This is a genomic window from Myxococcales bacterium, from assembly GCA_012517325.1.
GTDB lineage: Bacteria > Lernaellota > Lernaellaia > Lernaellales > Lernaellaceae > JAAYVF01.
Map to the genome: position 1 here is coordinate 45,338 of JAAYVF010000027.1, position 21,946 is coordinate 67,283.

13 protein-coding genes are annotated in these 21,946 nt (G+C 61.9%); 8 read left to right on the forward strand and 5 right to left on the reverse strand.

Going from position 1 to position 21,946, the window contains the following annotated elements; genetic code table 11:
* Positions 1–293: 293 nt before the first annotated feature.
* A complete protein-coding gene (locus tag GX444_05850; protein ID NLH48112.1) occupies positions 294–3,764 on the forward strand; it encodes an OmpA family protein in 3,471 nt (1,156 codons plus the stop codon).
* 118 nt (positions 3,765–3,882) lie between these two features.
* Here the strand turns inward: GX444_05850 and GX444_05855 are convergent, their stop codons facing one another.
* Positions 3,883–5,451 (reverse strand): glycoside hydrolase family 1 protein, encoded by a 1,569-nt coding sequence (locus tag GX444_05855; protein ID NLH48113.1) that lies wholly within the window; start codon positions 5,449–5,451, stop codon positions 3,883–3,885.
* Positions 5,452–5,640: 189 nt separating this feature from the next.
* Between GX444_05855 and GX444_05860 the strand changes: the two genes are divergently transcribed.
* Together GX444_05860 and GX444_05865 are read left to right on the forward strand one after the other, a co-directional pair.
* Complete coding sequence (locus tag GX444_05860; GenBank protein ID NLH48114.1) at positions 5,641–7,158, forward strand: glycoside hydrolase family 5 protein; 1,518 nt, start codon at positions 5,641–5,643, stop codon at positions 7,156–7,158.
* 32 nt (positions 7,159–7,190) lie between these two features.
* On the forward strand, positions 7,191–8,210 hold the full coding sequence (locus tag GX444_05865; protein NLH48115.1) for an SMP-30/gluconolactonase/LRE family protein: 1,020 nt from the start codon (positions 7,191–7,193) through the stop codon (positions 8,208–8,210).
* Positions 8,211–8,215: 5 nt separating this feature from the next.
* Here the strand turns inward: GX444_05865 and GX444_05870 are convergent, their stop codons facing one another.
* Positions 8,216–9,832 (reverse strand): DUF1565 domain-containing protein, encoded by a 1,617-nt coding sequence (locus GX444_05870; GenBank protein ID NLH48116.1) that lies wholly within the window; start codon positions 9,830–9,832, stop codon positions 8,216–8,218.
* 492 nt (positions 9,833–10,324) lie between these two features.
* On the opposite strand from GX444_05870, the gene GX444_05875 reads away from it, so the two are divergent.
* Complete coding sequence (locus GX444_05875; GenBank protein NLH48117.1) at positions 10,325–12,439, forward strand: glutamine synthetase type III; 2,115 nt, start codon at positions 10,325–10,327, stop codon at positions 12,437–12,439.
* A gap of 62 nt (positions 12,440–12,501) precedes the next feature.
* Here the strand turns inward: GX444_05875 and GX444_05880 are convergent, their stop codons facing one another.
* Positions 12,502–13,236, reverse strand: coding sequence for a zinc metallopeptidase (locus tag GX444_05880; GenBank protein NLH48118.1), 735 nt, complete (start codon positions 13,234–13,236; stop codon positions 12,502–12,504).
* A 668-nt stretch (positions 13,237–13,904) separates the two neighbouring features.
* On the opposite strand from GX444_05880, the gene GX444_05885 reads away from it, so the two are divergent.
* A complete protein-coding gene (locus GX444_05885; GenBank protein NLH48119.1) occupies positions 13,905–14,600 on the forward strand; it encodes a glycosyltransferase family 2 protein in 696 nt (231 codons plus the stop codon).
* Positions 14,601–14,621: 21 nt separating this feature from the next.
* Entirely contained in the window at positions 14,622–15,980 is a 1,359-nt protein-coding gene (locus GX444_05890) for a hypothetical protein (GenBank protein ID NLH48120.1), read from the forward strand.
* 6 nt (positions 15,981–15,986) lie between these two features.
* On the opposite strand, the gene GX444_05895 is transcribed toward GX444_05890, so the two are convergent.
* Positions 15,987–17,438 (reverse strand): radical SAM protein, encoded by a 1,452-nt coding sequence (locus tag GX444_05895; protein ID NLH48121.1) that lies wholly within the window; start codon positions 17,436–17,438, stop codon positions 15,987–15,989.
* Between the two features lie 99 nt (positions 17,439–17,537).
* On the opposite strand from GX444_05895, the gene GX444_05900 reads away from it, so the two are divergent.
* Positions 17,538–17,981 carry a DUF3592 domain-containing protein gene (locus GX444_05900; protein ID NLH48122.1) on the forward strand — a complete coding sequence of 148 codons (444 nt, stop codon included), beginning with the start codon at positions 17,538–17,540 and terminating at the stop codon, positions 17,979–17,981.
* A gap of 11 nt (positions 17,982–17,992) precedes the next feature.
* Here the strand turns inward: GX444_05900 and GX444_05905 are convergent, their stop codons facing one another.
* Complete coding sequence (locus GX444_05905; protein ID NLH48123.1) at positions 17,993–18,646, reverse strand: flagellar brake protein; 654 nt, start codon at positions 18,644–18,646, stop codon at positions 17,993–17,995.
* Positions 18,647–19,017: 371 nt separating this feature from the next.
* Between GX444_05905 and GX444_05910 the strand changes: the two genes are divergently transcribed.
* On the forward strand, positions 19,018–21,924 hold the full coding sequence (locus tag GX444_05910; GenBank protein ID NLH48124.1) for a diguanylate cyclase: 2,907 nt from the start codon (positions 19,018–19,020) through the stop codon (positions 21,922–21,924).
* Positions 21,925–21,946: the final 22 nt, after the last annotated feature.

A 21,946-nucleotide genomic window follows, 5' to 3' on the forward strand; every position in this document is an offset into this window, starting at 1 on the left:
TTGAAAAAAGGGCGTTAATTTTATTTTTAACAAGAATTTTTTATTTCCCTCTATTTTTTCTTTTACCTTGCTTATTCATGGGAAAATGCGATAAAATTTAGTGGGGAAAACTATAAAATAATCGGGGGCAGGCCTTGAAAAACATTTCGTGTCTTCTTTTGTGTCTTTTCAGTTTTGTTTTTCTGGCTCAAAGCGGCGAAGCTCGGGAAGTCATTCCGACTACTGTAGTTTTGGAGCCGAATATCCATCATCAATCGGGTATCACTTGGCCGCAGCCCGGCGTGATACCCGGAATGAGCCAACAGTTTTCACCTGATCTCTTTACCCTGGCGGAGCCGGATTGGTCCGCCGAATCCCACCAATCCAATTCCTTGTTTGGTTTTTCCGCCGCCGGGGCCGGCGACGTCAACGGCGACGGTTATGCCGACATCATTGTCGGCGCTTACAGTTACGACAACGACATTTCCAACGAAGGCATGGTTTTCGTTTATTACGGTTCGCCGTCCGGTCCTTCCGCCGCGCCCAATTGGCTGATGGATTCCAATCAGATCAACGCCCGCTACGGTTACAGCGTGGCTTCGGCGGGGGATGTCGACGGCGACGGTTATGACGACATCATCATCGGGGCACCGCGCTATTTGAACACGGAGCTGAAAGAAGGCCGCGCCTATGTCTACCTCGGTTCCGGCGCCGGACCTTCCTTGATCGCCGATTGGATCGTGGATTCCGACCAGAAGTCGGCATCGCTGGGCGCCAGTGTCGCCTCGGCAGGCGACGTCAATGGCGACGGCTTTGCCGATGTCATCGTCGGCGCTCCGAACTACGATTACAATGAAGTTCTCAATACCGGCGCGGCGTTTGTCTATTACGGTTCGGCCGCCGGTTTGTCGGCGACGGCGGATGTTTTCATTCCGGGCGACCAGAAGCTGGCCTACTTCGGCACGGTGGTGGCCTCGGCCGGCGATGTCAACGGGGATGGATACGACGATGTCTTGATTTCCTCGCCCCGCTACGACGCGATTTACACCAATATCGGCGCTGTTTTTCTGTTTTACGGTTCGGCAAGCGGACTCTCCACCACGCCGGACTGGGGGGATTACGGTTTTTCGAGCATGTCCTTGTTCGGCGCCGGCGCCGCCTCAGCCGGCGATGTCGATGGGGATGGTTATTCCGATATCGTCATCGGTTCGCCCGGTTACAGCTTGAACACCGGCATTGCCTATTGGTATTCGGGCGCGCCGTCCGGTCCGGGACTCACACCCGACGTGTCGTTTTATCTGGGAACGGCAAATTCACTTTTCGGATCAGGGGTCTCTACCGCCGGCGACTTCAACGGGGACGGATACGAAGACGTTTTGATCGGCGCCCGTTCTTACGATAACGGCTCCACCGACGAAGGGGGCGCCTTCATCTCCTTCGGCTCGGCTGCCGGCCCTTCCGCTTCCTTCGATTGGGAGGCCGAATCCGATCAAGCCGGCGCTTTGTTCGGTACCAGCGTGTCCGACGCTGGCGATGTGAACGGCGACAATTGCGACGATATCGTCATCGGCGCTCCTTCCTATGATAACGATCAGATCGATGAAGGCCGGGCATTTGTTTTCTACGGCAACTGCCTCGATGACGATGATGATGACGATAACGACGACAACGACGATAACGACGACAACGACGACAACGACGATAACGACGATAACGACGACAACGACGACAACGATGATAACGATGATAACGACACGGCCGACGACGATGATGACACTGCTGACGACGATGACGATGATAACGACGACAACGATGATAACGATGACAATGACGACAATGATGACAACGACACGGCCGATGATGACGACAATGACGACAACGATGACAACGACGACAACGATGACAACGACGACAACGATGACAACGATGACAACGATGACAACGACACGGCCGACGACGATAACGACGACACTTCGCCGGCCGATGACGACAACGATGATGCCTCACCGACCGATGACGATGACAATGACTCGTCTTCCGGTGATGATGACCTGAACATCAGCCCGGAACCGGATCATTCCGAGGAAAGCGGCTGGACGCACGGCGGCGGCGGTTGTTCGATCGCCGGACCGGGCAATGATGACGACACGGCGCTGTGGCTGCTGGCGCCGATTGGACTGGCCCTTGGCCTGCGGAAACGCTTTTTTTTTCGCCTTCCGCTGAAGACGGCGGCGACGGTTTTCCTGGCGCTCTTCGCTCTTAATCTGGGCGCTTCGCCGGCGCGGGCCGATAAACCGGGGATGAACGTCCAGCTCTGGCGGCTCAATCCCGACGGTTCCGGTTTCGGTTCCGTTTGGGGGTCGCCGTCGTTGCGCTTTCTCGGTTTCGGCGGCGGAATCTACGCCGACTATGTCAACAATCCGTTGGTCTATGAAATGGAAAACGGTGACGTTCACAGTCTGGTTCGACAACGAACCGACTTCAGCTACTACGGCGCTTTCGGACCGCTGCCGATGGTGAACGTCATGGTGAACGGTCCTTCGCTGGTCATTCAAGATCTGAACAAGAATTTAACCGATGGCGAAACCCAGGTCGGCGACGAATGGCGGTTCGGCGCCAAAGGGAGCATTCTCGATCGCGAAAAGGCGCCCGTTGGCGTGGGCGTCAAATTCGAGGTGACCTCGCCGACCGGCAGCGCTCACAGCTTCGCTTCGGACGGCGACACGATCTATCTCCCCGGCGCGATCGTCGATTGGGAAAATCGCTACGTCATTCTCGCTTACAACCTGGAAGTCATTCTGCGGCCGCAAACGCGGCTGCTCAATGAACTGCACATCAAGGACGAATTGGGACAGCGGCTCGGCGCGGCTTACAAAATCGACCGGCGCGGCGATCTGGCTTTCGTCGAACTCGACAATCGCGCGCCCTTCGACGATTTTTATTCGCAGGAATCGCTCAATCCGCTGGAACTGGTCGGCGGCGCAAAAATTACGATCTGGGACGGCCTCAGTTTCCACGCCGGCGTCGGCGCGGGCCTGAACCAGGGCGTCGGCAGTCCCGATTACCGCCTCGTCGGCGGCCTGAGCTGGTTCCGCCGCGGCATGGTTCCCAAACCGCCGGTGCTCGATCGGGACGGCGACGGCATTTTGGACGACCGCGATCAATGCCCGGAAGTCAAGGAGGATTTCGACGGCTGGCAGGACGACGATGGTTGTCCGGACGTCGATAACGACGGTGACGGCATTCCGGATTCAGCCGATTCATGTGCCAACGAAGCCGGCCCCCTGGAACTGCACGGCTGTCCCGACAAGGATACGGACGGGGACGGCATCATGGACTCGCAGGACAAATGTCCCACGACCCCCGGCGTCAAGGAATTCGACGGCTGTCCGCCGCCGGCTTACGACAAGGTGCAGGTGACCAAGGACCAGATCCAGATCAAGGAGAAGATCCAGTTCAAGGTCAACAGCGCCGTTATCCTGCCGGAAAGCTACGAACTGCTGAACCAGGTGGCGCGGGCGATCAAGGATTACAACCTCAAACTCTTGCGCATCGAGGGCCACGCCTCGTCCGAGGGCAACAAGCAGCATAATCTGCGGCTGTCGCAGCAACGCGCCGAGGCGGTGCGCGCCCGGTTGATTATCCTGGGCATCGCGCCGGATTCGCTTCAGGCGCAGGGATTCGGCGACCAGGTGCCGATCGCTTCCAACGCGACCGGCGCCGGCCGGGAGAAAAACCGCCGCGTCGAATTCAAGATCCTGGCCGCCCCGGAGAAAGTGGAATAACCGCCTGCCGCGGCGGTCACGGTTTCAACGGCAGCACGAGCGGCGGTAAGGGCTCCCGAGAAAGGGTGTGGCGCCAAGCGGAGATTCCGACAACCGCTGATCGAAAACGCGCCGCGGCCTAGACGACGCGCGGATATTCGTCCGCCAGGAAGGCCTCGCGCAGGGCGTTTTTATCCCGCGCCGCGAAGGCTTTGATGATCCAGTGATAGAGCCCGGCGGCGTTGCCGCCCAGAATATCGTGTGGCAGGCGGCGCGCGCCGGCGGCGTAATCCACGGCGAACAGGCCGAAGCGCGGCGCGAAGCTGCCCCACTCGTAGTTGTCGACCAGGGTCCAGTACGAATACAGGCGGACGTCCGCGCCGCGGCCCATGGCGCGCAGCATTTCCAGCAGCGCGTTCTTCAGCGCCTGATCGCGCGTCATCCCGTCCGCGCGCGGGACGCCGACGTTGCCCGCGCCGCGGATGCCGATGCCGTTTTCCAGGATGTGGATCGGCAGGTCCCGCGCGGCGGTGGAATACGATTCGAGAAACGCGGGCAGGGCCTTCGCGTTCGTGTTCCAGTCCCATGACTCGATGCGCAACCGCACCGGCGGCCAGAGGCCGAAGTCGAGATTGTTGGCCCAGAAGGGATCGTAAAAATCGAAGCCGACCGCGTCGACCACGCCGGGCTCGCCGCCGGCGTACACCTCGTCCATCAAGCCGGTGAGGGGCTGGCGGCGCAGTTGGCGCTCGATCAGCGATTCGAGGAGGCCGTCGAACGCCCGCTTGGCCCACTGCGGCCCGTGAATGTACGGCACGGCGCCGATCAGGCGGTCGAAATCCTTTTTTTGCCGGGCGAGGAATCCGGGCAGGTCGGCCCGGGCGACGCCGTGGCGCGGCGCAAGGAAAATGTCCTGCGCGAGGCGGTCCATGCTGTAAATCCCGGCGCACCAGGTGTTGCAGGTGACGGTCGGCCGCGCCCAGCCGCGCGCGCGATAAATCCGGTGCACGGCCCGGTAGGCCAGCACGTGGGCGAGCAGCAGGTTCTCGTAGGCCGTGAAGGCGGCGCGCAGTCCCTTGGCCGAGCCGCGCGGAAACGCGTTGAGCACGTACGCCGGCAGCGAAGCGCCGACCGGTTCGTTGATCGTGATGTAGTAGGGGATCGGCGGTTTGCCCAGTTCCTCGACCAGCACGCGGTTGATTTCGGTGACGGCGAATTCGAGGTAGGCGCCGAACAGTTCGCGCACGCGGTCGCGGTCGAGCCAGAAATCCATTCCGGCCCAGAGCGGGTGGGTGAAGTGATGCAGCGTGGGCGCCGGAAACATGCCGCGGTCGTAAGAGGCCGCCATGATCCGAGCGTACCGGCGCGCGGCGTCCGGCGCGAAGGGCGGCGGCGTCCGGCATTCCGGGTCGGCGCTCGGTTGCAGCCGGGCCCATTCGATACCGAGGCGGAACAGGCTCAGGCCGATCGCCCGGCCGCGGTCGAGATCCTCCTCGTACAATTCGAGGAAGCGCGAACTGGCGCCGGTTCGTTCTTTCTTGCCGGAGGTTTCGAAAAAGTACCAGTTGTTTTTCGGCTCGTCCGGGCCGTTGAAGCCACCCTCGGCCTGATAGCCCGAGGTGGAGGCGCCCCAGTCGAAACGGGGCGGGAATTCAAATCGTTCCAGCACCTGGTCCAGGTCCGCGCGGTCGATCCGTTTTGGGTCCATGCGATGTTCCTCGTTTGCGTGGAGCGATGAAGGCGCCGCCGGAGAAGATTATAGTTCGATCGCCGGCCCGAGGAAAACGGTCCGGCGGACTTGGTTTTGCGGCATTCGTTTCCGGTGTATGATTTCCTGCGGTGTCGCCGCGGATTCGCCAGTCAACTATCGGCACAAGAAAACAAAGGGGGCTCGGTCATGGCCCGGCTGCTGCTTTTCTTTTCGCTTTCGTTTTTGATCTTGCTCCTCGGCTGCTCGTCCGGCGACCCCGGATCAAGCCCGGGGCAGGCTCAAGATGACGACGATGATGACAATGACGACGACAACGACAACGACAACGACAACGATAACGACAACGACGATACCGCCGCGCCCGCCGATCCCTATATCCGCGATGAGCAGGGTCGCGCGATGATCCTGCACGGCTGCAATTTCGACGGCAACGCCAAGGGCGATTCGGGCCTGCCGCAGCGCACCGAGGCGGACGCAATCGAGTTGGCCGAGGTCTGGGGCTTCAATTTCGCGCGCTACCTGATTTTCTGGGCGCGGATCGAACCCACGGCCGGCGTCTACGACGAGGATTACCTGGATGCCGTCGCGGAACGGCTCGACTGGCTGGGCGACGCCGGCATCACCGTCGTGCTCGACATGCACCAGGACCTCTGGGGACCTTTCATCACCGAGGAATGGGGCGGCAGCGACGGCGCGCCGGAATGGGCGACGATCACCGACGGCTGGCCCTACATTCCTTTCAGCCAAATGCTTGGCGGTTGGGCGTTCGATTACCTGTCGCCGGCGGTGATCCGCGCCTTCGACAATTTCTGGAGCTACGACCGTCATCCCGAATTGCAGGACCATTACGCCGCCATGTGGGCGCACGTCGCCGAACGGTTCCGCGATCATCCGGCGGTACTCGGCTACGATCTGATGAACGAGGCGTGGCAGGGTTCGGGGCTTTTGCGGTACCGCGACTTCGATCAAAACGAGTATTCCGCATACAACCAGCGGCTGATCGACGCCATCCGCCAGGTCGACGCCGACCGCTGGATTTTCTATGAGCCGACCGCGTTTTTGACCAACCAGGGCGGACCGATGTACGTGCGGGTGCTCGACGATCCGCGCGACGGGCCGAACCGGCTCGCTTATTTTCCGCATCTGTACCCCTTGCCGATCGAACTCGCGGGCGGTTACCTGCCGGAAGTCGACCATACCCTCGATAGCTGGGAGCGCCATGGCGCCGCGGCGGCCGAACGGCAGAGCGCGCCGTTGTTGGCGGGCGAGTGGTCGATGCTCTCCTATTTCGACGACGACAATCATCGGCTGTGGGTGAACGAGGCCCTGCGGATGCTGGAGCGGGTGAGCGGCGGTTGGTCGTACTGGGATTGCAGTTCGTTCCAGGAGTCTGCCGACGCGACGTTCCAAGCGATGGTGGCTGCTTCGTATCCGCGCCGCGTCGCCGGAACGCCGGTTTCCTACGGTTACGATCCCGCGGCGGGCGCGCTGACGCTGGTTTTCGACGAGCGTTCGGGCGTCTCCGGACCGACCGAGATCTACCTGGCGGTCTCGCGCGATTATCCGGCGGGTTGGACGCTCGAGGTCAGCGATCCGACGGGCGCCTGGTCGTCGGATTGGGACGAGGACGCCCAGGTGCTGTCGGTCTGGACCGACCCGAACACCCCGACGCACACGATCATCGTCGCGCCCGCCGCCCGGTGAGCGCGCCGGACCTGAAAACAAGGAGCCGTTTCATGATTTTCAGCCGCTTTTTCCTGTCGCTGCTTTTGGCTCTGACGCTGCTTGCCGGCTGTTCGTCGGGCGATGACGATGATGATTCAACCGCCGCTGAGACCGACGACGATGATGACGATGATAATGACGATAACGACAACAATGATGACAACGACGACAACGACGACGACGAGGCGACTGCTTGCTGGGCCGATTTGCCGGTCGGCGAGAAGGCGATCTTCGCCCAGGGCTTCGACATGAGCGAAGGCATCGCTTTTTCGGCGGCGGGCGAGTTGTTCGTCGCCAACCGGACCGCCGTTTCGCTGGTGCAGCCCGACGGCACGTGGGCGCCGATCGTCGATTTCGTCTACCCGATCGGCATCGCCTTCGCGCCGGACGGCGATCTGTACGTTTGCGACTTCGGCGCCAGTTCGCTGCCGGCGCCCAACGACGGGGCGATTTACAAAATCGGTCCCGGCTACGCCAAGACCCTGGTCGCGACGGGGGTGGCGAATCCGAATTTCATCACCTACACGCCGCGCGGGACGTTTTTGGTATCGGACAACGAGACCGCGACGATTTATGAGCTGACCTTGGGCGGCGAGCTGACGCACTGGCTCGACGGCCTCGTCTCGCCCGACGGCATGGTTTATTCGCCGGACCGGCAAACGCTGTACGTCGCCGGCACCATCGCTCCGGGCAGCCCGCTGTTCGCGGTTTCGCTCGACGCGGCGGGACTGCCGCTCGATTTCGCCGTGCTGGCCGAACTGGACAAAGGTTCCTGGCCGGACGGCGTGGCGCTCGACGAAAACGGGATGGTGTACGTGACGGAAAACCTGTCGGGCAAAATCGTGCGGGTCGATCCCGCCACCGGCGATTTCACGGCGCTCGCCGCCGGGATGGAAGGTCCGGCTTCCATGGCCTTCGGCGCCGGGCCGGATTTCGATCCGTGCTCGCTCTACGTCACCGAACTGCGCGGCACCCATGTCTGGCGCGTCAGCGTCGGCGCGCACGCTTACCCGCTGGTGGCGGAAGAGTAGCCGTTTTACCTCGCCGCCGCCTCGTCGGCGCCGATATCCCAGCCGGCACCCTGCGGGCGCGGATCGCCGTCGAGATCGAAATGAATCGCGTCGCCGTCATACCAGGATGAGGGATCGACCCCCTGATCGATGCACGGGCTGCCGGTCTGCAAATGAACGTCATTAGCGCCGGCCAGCAACGGATCGACGGAAATATTGCCCGCCGCCGCCGCGCAGCCGGCCCACTGGCAGGCGTTGAACTCGGCCAGGTCGGTGATCGCGAACGTATCATGATACACGAAGGAAAAGCCGGGGCTGTCATCGTAAAAATCATTCGCGAAAAAACGGAGCTGATGCGCATCGTTATTCACCTCAATGAACCGCGAAGCGCCGTCCCCGGAAGCCACGAACACGTTGTCCACCAGGGTGGCGGTGTCGGCGAGCCAAAGCGACCGCGCCGGCCATTCGTTTTCGCTGAAGATCGTATTTTGCAGCAGCACGATCGGCCCGTAAGCGACGATCGCCGCATCATAGCCCGCTTCCTTCATCAACACGGAGTTGGCGATCATCACCAGTTTACCCAAACCATAGGACCCCACCGCTACGGCTTCATCGACTTTCGCGCCAGCCGACGGACTCTCGGCCCGGATCTCGTTGGCGATCAGCACGGTTTTGGCGGACGAGGTTAAACTGGAGACCGAGACGCCGATAATTGCGCCGCCAATCACCGGACCAACGGCCAAACCGGAGCGGATGACATTGCGCTTGGCGACGACCTGGTGGCTGGGAGCGTCGATCCACAGGCCGATGGATTCGGCGCCGATTATCCCGAAAGCCGGGCCGCCTTGCAGCAGGTTGTCCACCAGCAACAGAGAGGGCGCCGCGACCACCTGCACCGCCGCCGATATGGCGCCGGCCATGCCGCCGATATCCACCACCGAACCGCCCACCAGCTTATTGCAGGAAAGCACGGCGGCCTCGCTGTCCACCGTCACGGCTGCCGAGGTGGCGGTATGATTGTACGGCTGGTTGTTGGTGTCGGCGGAGCCGTGAATCTCCATTCCTTCCAGAACGATGGTTTTTCCTTTTTCGTCGTTGTTGATGACGAATTTTTGTTGAAAGGGCGGAGCCACGATCGTCCGAACCGCCTCAATGTCGCGCGTCCAATTGGCGGCACGATACCCACCGAATACGGAAACCTTTGCTAGGACCGATTCTTCATAGCGGCCGCCGGCGACAAAGACGGATTGGCCGGCGTTGTAGGCGAGGGGGATCGCGGCGGCGATGGTTTTCTTCGGCGCCTGCATCGTTCCCGGGTTGTCGTCGTTTCCCGTGTCGGCCGAGACAAAGACGCCATTCTCGTTCGTGGGCAAGGGCGCATAACCGCAGGCGGCAACATCGTCGTCGCCGCTGTCGTCGTCCGCGGCGTCATCGTCGTCATCCGCGCTATCATCGTCGGCCTCGTTGTCGTCATTCTCCTGAATCGACCCCGGAGGCGATCCGTGATCGTCGTCCACGGTGGCCTCGCTGTCGGCGGACGAGGAAGAATCGTCCGGCGTTCCGCAACCGCCGGCGAGCGATAGAAAAATGACCAGGAAAAGAAAAACGCCGGTCCCCACTGCCGCTCGCCAGCCGGTTCTCATGCAGTTCTCCATTTTAATTCTTTTGGTAAATATGCAATTATTATACCATGACACGCAGGATTGACAAACGGTCATGATATCCGGGATTTGCGAATATTGAACCGTTTCGGCAACCCGTCGACCTCACGGAAATGCCGAGACGGACCCTCGAAAATTCGTGGATCGGCGCGCCGGCCGGGCGTTGCGCAGGTTTTTTTTTCGTCGCGGCGAGGCAAAACAACCTCCCGAGCTTGCCAAGCAACGATAATAGGTCAGGATTTTCGTATTGTAATATAGTTATTAGCGATAAATTGCAAAACGATCAATGCAATCAAAAATCGAAAAAAATGCAATATCGTCTACTTTTTGATTGCAAAAAATGGATAATTTGCTATTTATTGCAGTGACGAAGCAAGAAAAAAGCAAAAAGTGAGCCTGTTCACGCTAACCGCACTTGCTTGGCTCATTTTTTTAATTTCATTTAAACCGCTTCTTTAACCGGGAGATTGCCTTATGTCGAAAGAGAGCGTGCGTTCCTACCAGAAATTCGCTTGCGATGTCTTCACCCGCGACAAGATGGCGCAGTACATCAGCAAGGAAGCCTTGAAGGAAATGACCACCATCATCGACGAGGGCGGACCGCTCAGCCGCCAATTGGCCGATCAGGTCGCCCACGCGATGAAAGAATGGGCGCTGGACAACGGCGCCACGCACTTCACCCACTGGTTCCAGCCGATGCGCGGCGTCACCGCCGAGAAGCACGATTCGTTTCTGACGATCGACAACGGCATCGTGATCGACCGTTTTTCGGGATCGCAACTCATTCAAAGCGAGCCGGACGCGTCTTCCTTCCCCAGCGGCGGCATGCGCAGCACGTTCGAGGCGCGCGGCTACACGGCGTGGGATCCGACCTCGCCGGTGTTTCTGGCGAAGGGCACGAAAAACTCCACGCTGGTCATTCCCTCGGTTTACATGTCGTACAACGGCGAAGTCCTCGACATGAAAACCCAGGTGCTGCGGTCGCTCGAGGTGGTGGAATCGGTCGCGCTGAAAATGCTGAAAAAGTTCGGCAACCGCACGGCTAAAAGCGTCATGGTCACCCTCGGGCCCGAGCAGGAATACTTTCTGATCAGCCAGGCTTACTTTGAAAAACGGCTTGACTTGCTGCTGACCGGCCGCACCTTGCTCGGGGCGCCCTCGGCCAAGCACCAACAGTTCGAGGACCATTATTTCGGCGCGATCGACCCGCGCGTCCTGGCGTTCATGGAAGAGCTCGACGAGGAACTGAGCCGGCGCGGCATCGCTTACAAGACCCGCCACAACGAAGTCGCCCCGCACCAGTACGAACTGGCGCCGACCTTCGTCGAGGCCAACCTCGCCGTCGATCAGAACCTGCAGACGATGGAAATCATGCGGCGGGTGGCCGAGCGGCACGGCTTCGCGCTGCTATTGCACGAAAAGCCGTTCGTCGGCATCAACGGCAGCGGCAAGCACGTCAACTGGTCGCTGATGGACAGCGACGGCCTCAACCTGTTCGAGCCCGGCGCGGCGCCGAAACGCAACATTCAGTTTTTGGTGTTTCTGGCGGCGATGCTCAAGGGCGTCGACCGTTACAGCGGCCTGCTGCGCGCGGCGGTGGCCGACGCGGGCAACGACCACCGGTTGGGCGCGAACGAGGCGCCGCCGGCCATCATGTCGGTGTTCATCGGCGGCTACATCGGCGAGGTGCTCGACGCGATCGCCAAGGGCGAGGACATCGCCGACCTGGAAGAGGCGTCGTTGGACATCAACGTGAAGCAGATGCCGGGCGTGCAGTTGGATTGCACCGACCGCAACCGCACTTCGCCGGTCGCCTTCACCGGCAACAAGTTCGAGTTCCGCGCCGTCGGCAGCTCGCAGAACATCTCCGAGGCCGTCACCGCCCTCAACCTCATCATGGCCTACGGCATTCAGGAAATGCTCGACAAGATGGACAAGCTGAAGGGCGAATACCCCAAGGTGCGTGACGCGGCGCTGGCGGCGATCCGCGAGGCGGTGCAGGAAACCCGGCGCGTTCGCTTCGACGGCAACAACTACGCCGACGACTGGCACCAGGAAGCGGCCGTGCGCGGCTTGCCGGCGGCGAAGAACACCCCGGAGGCGCTTTACACCTACCTCGATCCCGAGGTGGTGTCGCTTTACACCAGGTACGGCATCCTGACCCACAAGGAAATCGACGCGAAGGTCGAGGTGCGCCGCGAGGCCTACATCAAGGTCAAGCTGCTCGAACTGAACCTGTTGCAAGAAATCGCCCGCATCACCGTAATGCCCGCCCTCGTCGAGCAAATCCGCCGTTACGCCGAGGCCGAGCGCGTTTTGACGACCGGCCGCGGCAAGGAGGTGTTGGTCGGCAAGGTGAAGTACCTGTCGGATCTGCTCGGCGCGCTCGAGGAAAACATCCACCAGGTCGGCGCGATCGCCGCCGCGATTCAAGCCAACGGCTCGGTCGAATCCGCCGCGAACAAACTGGGCGAGGACGGCAACAAGGCGCTGGAAAAGCTCCGCGCCGTTTGCGACACCGTCGAGCAGGAAGTCGACGCCGAATTGTGGCGTCTGCCCCGCTATTCGCAAATACTGCACCTGTTCTAGATTTCGGATAAAAAAACAACGCCCCGTCGCTACCGGCGGGGCGTTGTTTTAAGCAGCTTTTTCTAATCCCGGTTCCGCAAAATCAGCAGCCGGATGAGCGTCAGAACCGCGGCAAGGGTGGCGGCCACGTAGGTCATCGCCGCCGCCGAAAGCACCTGCCGGGCGCCGCCGATTTCCTGCGGGGCCAGGGCGCCGGTGGTTTCCAGCATCGCCAGGGCCCGCGACGAGGCGTTGAACTCGACGGGCAGAGTCACGAGGTGAAACAGCACCGCCACGCTGTAGAGCAGGATGCCGATGGTCACCAGCGGCTTGATGCCGAAGAGGAAGCCGCCGATCAGCAGCGGCCAGAGCATGGTCGAACCGAGGCTGGCGACCGGCACCAGGGAACTGCGCACCCGCATCGGCCAGTAACCCGCCTGATCCTGCAGGGCATGGCCGGTTTCGTGGGCCGCGATGCCCAGGGCCGCCAGGCTGTTGGAGGCGTATACGCCTTGCGAAAGGCGTAACACGCGACCGCGCGGATCGTAATGGTCGGTCAGATTGCCGGGGATCGGCTCGACTTTCACGTCGGCCAGCCCCGAACGATCGAGCAACGCCCGCGCCGCCTGGGCGCCGGTCAGGCCCGAGGCCGCCCGAATCTGGCTGAACTTGTTGAAAGCACTACGAACTTTCGACTGTGCCCAGATGCCCAGGATGAGGGCCGGGATCAGCAAAATCATCGTCGGGTCCCAGAACAGAAAGCCGGTCGTGGTCGGATCCAAGGTCAATACCTCCTCTTTCGTCGACAAGGTAAGCATTTCGCGACCGCAGCGCAACGCAAATCCTAATCAAGTGACACCGCCGGGAATGGAAAAAGTAACAAATCCCGAATAAATAATTTAAGGAATATGCACCGAACGCCGACTAATTGAGTGCATATAGGATGTGGTGTATATTGAAAGGGTCCCGATGGGGTCTCTCCGAAAAGCAGGGTCGATCATGCAACGGTGTCCATTCCAATCTTTTTGCCCGTACTACAACAATGCGATCGCTTTGCCGCTCGGCTCCTGGGAAACTCTGGTGAGTACGTATTGCACGGGGGATGCGGGAGATTGCGCTCGGTACCAGGTGTACCATGAACTGAAAAATTTCCGGATCCCCACCGATCTGAAACCGCACCAGCAGGGTCGGGCGCACGAAATTATTTCGTGTGCGATGTACAGCAGCTAGCGTAGTACGCGCCCGCCTTTACCGCCTTGGCCGATCGGCCCGGGGGTTACACCGAAGTCTAATCTCAGCGCCACACGCCGTCAGGCTGCTTCCGTAATTGTCACCCGAACGACGGGTCGGAGAAAGTTTGCGGCGCGGTGGCCGGCGTTGCGCCAAGGAGGAAGTCGATTCCGCCGGTTTGTTGCGCGCGCCCGAGGGCTGGGCTATAAACGAAGCGAATCGTCACAACCCGAAACGACGCGAAAGACGGCAACCGATGACCGAGCCGCGAACCCTGTTCATCATTCCCGCTTACAACGAGAGCGCGAACATCGAACGCGTGCTGCAAGAGTTGTCTGAAGTGGCCCGGCCCGAGGAAATCCTCGTGGTCAGCGACGGCAGCACGGACAACACGGCGGCCCTGACCCGCCGGCAACCCGTGGCGCTGCTCGAATTTCCGTTCAACCTGGGCGTGGCGAGCGTGATGCAGGCCGGATTCCGCTACGCGCTACGCCACGGCTTCACCGCCGCGGTGCAGTTCGACGGCGACGGCCAGCACGTGCCGGGCGAAGCGGCCAAGCTGCTGGCGGCGCTCGCCGCGGGCGATTGCGACATCGCGATCGGCTACCGCTCGGGCGGCGAACGGGTTTCGACCCTGGCGCGCCACCTGGGCAGCAAAATCCTCGCGGCGCTGCTGGTCCTGCTGACCCGGCGCTTCTACCGCGATCCGACCTCGGGCTTCCGCGCCTTCTCGCGGCGGGCCATCGAGGCCTTCGCGAAAAATTTTCCCGAGGAATACCCCGAGGTCGAGTCGATCGTGCTGGCGAAAAAACTCGGCCTGCGCATCCGCGAAACGCCCGTGACGATGCGGCCGCGCATCGCGGGCAAATCGTCGATCACCGTGTTGGGGTCGGCGTACTACATGGTCAAGGTGATGCTGGCTTCGCTGGTCATCATGCTGCGCCGTTACTGACGGCCGGCGGCGGGGATCCCGGTGCGGCGGCTCGCGACGATTCTCCTCTGGCTGACGATCTGCGCCGGCGGCTATTTCGGCGGCCGCGCCGCTTTTCTCGCGCAACCGCCCATCGGCGAGGAAGGCATTTTCGCCGACCTGTTTTACAGCCGTCCCGCGGGCCCTGCCTACCTGTTGCTGGGCCGGATCGACGGCCGGGAAATCCGCGAGCCCTTCAATCATCCGGCGCCGCCGTACGAGCTGCTGTCGGCGCTCGGCGGTGTCGCCCGGGCCGTTTTCGGGCTGCAATCCTTTCAGGAATGGACCTGGATTTTCGTCGCCCGCCTCGCCTTCGCCGGTTTTCTGTTCGTCGTCCTCTTCCTGCTCGGGCTGGCGGTGCTGACGGCGCCGCAACAAGAAAAGCGGCCTTTGCTGCTGGCGCTGATATTGGCGGCGGGTTTGTCGCCGCTGGCGGTTTCCTCCTCGATCAATCTGTACCTCGACGGCAGCGTCGGCGCCCTGGCGGCCGGGTTGTTTGCCCTGGCCGTGGGCCTGGAAATCCGCGGGCGCGGCGGCGAGCGGGCGCGGCGGCTGCTGGTCGGGCTGGCCGCTTTCGGCGTCGGCCTGGGCAAACAGGAATGGAGCCTGGCGCTGCTCGGCGCGGCGGCGGCGACGGCGCTCTTCTGGTTCGCCGTCTTCCGGACGAAAATGCCGCGGGCCGCGCTGCTGCTCGTCGCCGTCGCCGGTTGCGTCGGCGGCAACCTGGTCAGCTACGGGTTCGATCCGGTCAATTACCTCGGGCATCTGACGTTCTATCAAAACGCCGATCAGCTTCCCTGGTCCGGACTTCATCCGGGGCGGGTTTTACTCAGGCGCCTGTCGATGCTGCTGGCGCCGCTGTTCCTGGCCGTTCTCGGCGGGTGGTTCGCCGCGCGGCGGCGGACGCCGGCGGCGCTGTTCGGAACTTTTTTCGCGGTGTTTCTCTTGGCGGGGTTTTTGCCGAATCTGGCGACCGTCGGTTTCGCGTTTCGTTATTTCGCGCCGGCGCTGGCCGCGCTGATCGTCGTCGTTCCGTTGCTGGCGCCGGAAAAACCGGGGCGTGGCCAACAGGCGCTGCTGGCACTCGGCGTCGTGATTTTCGCCGTCCAATTCGCCTTTTTTCGGCAGGCGGCGGTCGAACAACACCTTTCGGTGACCGACGGCTTCGGTTTGCCGGTGGCCGCTTACTATCCGCAAAAAGCGGCGATGGTCGCGGCGGCGCGAGCGCGCGGCTGCGTGCCGATCCTGCCGGCCTGGGTGAAGTTTCAATTTCCCGAAACCGATTTCGTCATCCCGAGCATCGACGCGGCGGCGGCCGAACGGCTGATCAGCGAACACGGCAAGACGCTCTGCCGCGATTAGCGGCGGTCACTTCAAATCGGCGAAGAGGCGCAGGGCGGTTTTGAGGTTGCGCCACAGCTCGCGCGGGCCGCGCACGGCCCGCAGGCGGCGCCACAGCGTTTTCGGGTGCAGGTAAAAGGCGTAATAGGCGCGGCGGTTTTCGCGTTCGAGGGTTCGCCGGTCCATCCCGGGCGCGGGATAGCTGATGACGCTTTTTTTCACCGGATCGACCGCGTCGGACGCGTCCACCAGAAAACCCTGGTTGACGGCCAGATCGTAAAACCCGGTGCCCTTGAAGGGCGTGGCGATGGAGAACATCGCCATTTCGACCTCGAGGTCGCGCAGGCGCCGCACCGTCCCGCGCACGTCGTCCGGCGTTTCGGCGGGGCTGGCGCCGATGATGATGTTCAGTTTGGGCTTGAGGCCGCACGACCGGCAGACGGCGAGGGCTTTTTCCACCTGCGGCACCGTCAGGTTTTTGTTGACGTACTCCAGCGTCGCCGGCGACAGGCTTTCCACCCCGATGTCCACCGACACGCAGCCGGCCTCGCGCACCGCCGTGACGATTTCCGGATCGTCGAGAAAATCGGCGCGCGAAAGCATGCCCCATTCCAGGCCGAGCGGCTTGATGCCGCGGCAGATCTCCAGCGTCCGCTCCTTCGACCAGAGAAACTGATCGTCGACGACCGCCACCGCGCCGTAACCCGCCGCCGCCAGGGCGGTGAATTCGGCAACGACCCGCGCGGCCGGCGCGACGGCGACCGGCGGTTTTTTGCCGAACACCCGCGCGTATTCCATTTCGCGGGCGAAGCTGATGGAGTTGGGCACGCAGAACAGGCAGCGAAACGCGCAACCGCGGCTGGCCATCAGCGGCGCGAACGGCCCGCGGCTGAACTTGGGGTTCCGCAAGGTCCGGTAGAAGGGCGCCACGTCCGGATGGTCGCGGGCCGGAAACGGCAACGCGGCCACGTCGACCAGCTCGCCGTCGATCGGCAGGTGCTCGCAGTCGTCGCCGAATCGCCGCGACTGGCCGCCGGCCGCACGGCCGGCCAGCAGTTCGCGCAGGGAGTTTTCGGGCTCGCCGCGGATCACCACGGTGTTTTCGTCCAGCAGGTACGCTTCGGGAACGCGCGTCGGCTCGGGCCCGTGAACGATCAATTGCGCCTTGGGCAGAATTTCGCGCAGGCGACGCAGGGCTTCCAGGTCGGTCGGCTTGGACAACAGCACCGAATGCAACACCACCGCGTCCGGACGCCAATCGGCGAGGCGGGCGAAGAAGGCCGCGGGGGCGAGGCGCTCGACGACCGCGTCAATGAGGCGGACCTCGTGCCCCGCCTGCTCGGCGACGGCGGCGCAATACAGGTTGGCCAGGTCGGGAAAGTGGTACAGTTCGTACGAGCAGCCGTACAGACGCTCGGGAACCTGTTTTTGCCCTTCCCAGGAAGCCAGGACCGGCGGTTCGCAGAAGACGACTTTCATGGCTCCACTTTCGGTGATTCGCCGTCCGGGTTCAAGTCGGCGCTGGCCGTTGGCGGCCGGGGCGGCTAAACTGGCGGGGAATCCATCGGGGAGGAAGATGTGATCGGTTACTGGTTCATGCTGGCGATCGGCGTCATCACGTTGCTGGCCGGCTTGCGCCTGTATATCCGCATCGACAACGTCAGCCGCTGGCCGAAAGCGCCGGGCAAAATCAGCCGCCGGGAAATCGTCCCGAAACGCATCGCAGCCGCGACCGACAACCCGAGCCGGCGCTGGCAACTCGATGTAGAATACACCTATATAGTGGACGGTATTTCCTATACGGGAACCCGCTTTCAACCGTATGAACAAATCTATCGCCTCGAGGAAGCGCGACGGGAAATCGAAGCGCTGCCCGAGGCGCCGCCCGTGTCGTACGATCCGCAAAAGCCGACCGAAGCCTACTTGTTCGCGGGGCGTCGGGTCTGGCCGTGGTTGGCCATCGGCGGCGGACTGGTTTTCACTCTGTTGGGGCTGTTGATGGTGCTGTTCGGCCGCGGCTGAGTCGGGCGGCGTTACTCGGTTTGGTAGATGAACCGGGCGATCTTGGCGAGTTGATCCGACGTTTCGTGAAAGTTGATGCCGAACAGCGACTCGGTGCGCGACTTTTGCACCCGCACCACGTCGGCTTCCAGGTTGTCGATCGCGGTGCCGTCCGGCAGATTGAAGGAAATCCGCAGAATGTCGCCGATCGATAGCGGGGCGTTGCCCGTCAGCAAAGCCCCGTTGGCCGAAATGTCCACCGTGCGCATTTGCATTCCGTCGGCGCAGGTGACCGGCAATTCGAGGCTGACCCGCGGGCTGCGACGCAGATTCTTGAATTCCACGCTCTTCGGGTATTCCAGCACCCACATGGGCACCGGCGATTGGTATTCGCCGATCAGGCGGGTTGAAAAACCGTACACGGTGCCGTCGAGGATATACCGCAACACTACTTCCGCCGACGGGACGATTTTCACGGTGGTGGAGTCGAGACGAGGGATCGCGGTCATTAGATATTCGGGTTTTTGCCAACCCAACACGTTGGCAATCGAGCGGATTTGCCCGCTTTCGCCGTTGAATCCCATCATGAGTTGCAGACCGACGACAAAACGAGGCTCGGTGTGGGGCGGGTCGATGACGCGGCATTCGGCTGTATGGCCAGGCTGGCGGATCCCCGAAATGGTCATGGCGTCCTCCTTTTTTCCTGCCTGCGAATTACAACGGATATATCGAGTCAATATTCTACAGTCAAGAAAAATATTATTGCCAGCCTAAAAATGTTGAATGCCCATTCGAAATAAAACAATTACAAAAAGTTATGAGCCGAGGACCAAACGGATGAAGCATCGATCGTTTTTCAAATTAGAATGATGACCGCACATCCGGGTAAAAATATTTTAGTTTATTGCAGCATAGATACTATGCTTTTTCCATTGAAACAGGCCGAAAGACCTCGTTTCTGAACGGCCGAAAGGCCGTCGTGAATTTTGGCCCTTTTTTTTCCACCGGAGATTGCCGATACTGACGCAAAATCCGGCGATGCCTAGAAAGAGTGTTATTGATCGGAAAATTCGTCACCATCCGGCCCTTTAGCTGGAAACGATCGGCCTGGATCTGGATCGTCCTGGCGCTCTTTCTCTGCCCGGCAAGCGCCGGCGCGCAGGTGCCCGCCTTGCGCGTTTATTCCATTGAGGACGGCCTAAAATACCCACAGGTATTTACAGTGTATCAAGACAGCCGCGGTTTTCTCTGGGTCGGCACGTCCTACGGGCTTGGGCGCTACGACGGGCGGAAGTTCATCAACTTCACCAAGGCCACCGGCTTGCCGCACGACTCGGTCCGCCAGGTGATCGAGGACGCCGAAGGCCTGATCTGGGCGATCACCCAGGACGGCATGATCACGGTCAATCCGCAGGTGCTCGACGATCCGGCGGAGGCGTTGCAGCCCGTGCCGGCTTCCTTGCCCGCGTCCTGCCGGGAGGGGACGCCGCTCGCGGCCCGGCACGGCGAGGATTTGTGGCTCGTCTGCCAGCGCCAGTTGGTCCGTGTCCACAACTGGCAACCGGAAACCGTGGCGGTCGTGCCCGAACTGGATCAAGAAAAAATCCGTTCCTTCGCTTTCGATCCGAACGGCGTGCCTTGGGTGATGACCAACCGGCACGCAGCGGCCTGGATCGACGGCGAATGGCAGCGGCTCGATCAAGCGGCGGCCGACGGCGAGGAAAACGTCGCTTTGCGATTGACCAAGGACGGTTTCTATCTGTTGCGCGGCGACGGTCTGTACCGCTACGACGGCCGCGATTTCCGGCGCGAGACGCCGTGGGATTTTCCGCCCGAGGCCCGGCCGATCGATTTTCTGCCCTACCGCGACGCGCTGGTGCTGCTGACCCATTCGAACGGCATCTACCTGATGGAGCGGGACAAGCCGGCGCGGCATTTCTGGCTGGAAAACGGATTTCCGACCAACGACCTCAACGGCGGCATGGTCGACCGCGATGGCCTGCTTTGGCTCGCCTCCGAAAACGGGCTCATCAAGCTGACCAATTTCTCCCTGCTGACTTACCGGCTGGATCGAACCCAGGCCGGCAATTTCATTTTTTCCTTCGCCGCGGCTCCGGCGGGCGGCATCTGGATCGGCCACGCCGGCGGCGTTTCCTACCTGGCGGAAGGACAGGAACCGCGCGCGGTCTACAATCAGGAAAGCGTCTGGTCGCTGCTGGCGCTGGGCGACGGCTCGTTGTTGGCGGGCACGGAAACCGGCTTGGTACGGTTGGAAAACGGCCGCGCCGAGCGGTACGCCGACCTGCCGCTGCTCGGCAAGGCGCACCTCTACGATCTGCACCGCGACCGGACCGGGCGCATCTGGGCGACGACCCTGGACGGCCTGGCATCGTTCGCCTGGGACGAAGCGCAACGGCGGCCGCGCGACGTGCGGATTTATCAAATCCCCGACGGCCTGCCGATCAACGAGGTCCGCGCGATCAGTGAAAGCGCCGACGGCACGCTGTGGTTCGGCACCGACGGCGGCGGGCTGGTCCGCTGGCGCGACGGCAAGCTGAGCGTCATCGGCAAGGAAAGCGGATTGCCGACGCTGGTCTGCCGCGCCGTCCTGGCCCGGCCGGAGGGCGTCTGGATCGGCACGGATCTCGGCTTGTTTCTCTACGCCGACGGCAAGGTCCGGCCGCTGACCCGGATCAACGATCAACTGGAGGATTCCTATATCGCCGCGCTGGCCGAAGGCGAGGACGGGGAAGTTTGGATCGCCGACTCGTATAACGTCTACCGCTTCCACGACGGCGCCTTGTCGCGGGCCGTCGGCAAGCTGTACGGCCTGGGCGGCCAGATGACGACGGCGGAAAACGGGCTGTTCTTCGACGGCCGGAGCCGGCTTTGGATCGGTTTTACCAACGGCTTCAGCAGCCTGGATCTGCATACGCTGGTCCGAACGGTCGACGAACCGGCGATCGTCATCGATCAGGTGCGCGACCGCCAGCGCCGGCGCGTCCACCCCGGCGACCGGGTTTCCCACGCCGACAACACGATTACGTTCACCTTTCTCTCGCCGACCTATTTCGCCGAGGATCTGACCCAGTTTCAAAGCTATCTCGAAGGCTACGAGGACAGTTGGACCATGCCGCAAAAATCCTGCGAGCGGGTTTACGCCAATTTGCCGGCCGGGTCCTACCAGCTTCGTGTGCGCGCCATCTCCGCCGCCGGCCGTCCGAGCGCGAAGATCGGCGTTTTCCCCTTCCGCATCGAACCGCCGTGGTGGCGGCGGTTCTGGTTCAAATTCCTGGCGGCGGCTGCCGGCCTGCTGGTCGCGTATTCGGCCTATCGGCTGCGCACGGTCCAGTGGCGGCAACGCCAGCAACAACTGGAAACGCTGGTCCGCCAGCGCACGACCGAATTGCGGCAAGCCAACCTCCGGCTGCTGGAAGCCAACCGGAAGCTCGAGGAATTGGCCAACCTCGACGGTCTGACCAACCTGCTCAACAAGCGCCACTTCCAGATCATGTACGAACGCGAATGGAAAAACGCCCTGCGGCAGAAGCAGCCGTTGGCGGTGCTGATGATCGACGTGGATTGCTTCAAGGCCTTCAACGACAACTACGGCCACCAGGCCGGCGACGACTGCCTGCAGCGGGTGGCCGATACCCTGCGGGCCACCGTGGCGCGCCCGGCGGATCTGGTGGCGCGCTACGGCGGCGAGGAATTCATCGTCGTCTTGAGCGACACCCCGCAATCGGGCGGGGGGCACCTGGCGGAGACGATCCGGGCGCGGATCGAGGCGCTGGGCATCGAACACCGCCACTCGAGCGCGGCGGCGGTGGTGACCGTCAGCATCGGCGTGGCCGGCGGCGTGCCCGACGCCCATTCGACGCCGGACGAGCTGGTGCAACTGGCCGATCGCCTGCTCTATCAAGCCAAGCAAAAAGGCCGCAATCAGGTCCGCATCGCTTCGTAACCGATTTCTTCTGAACCGGCCG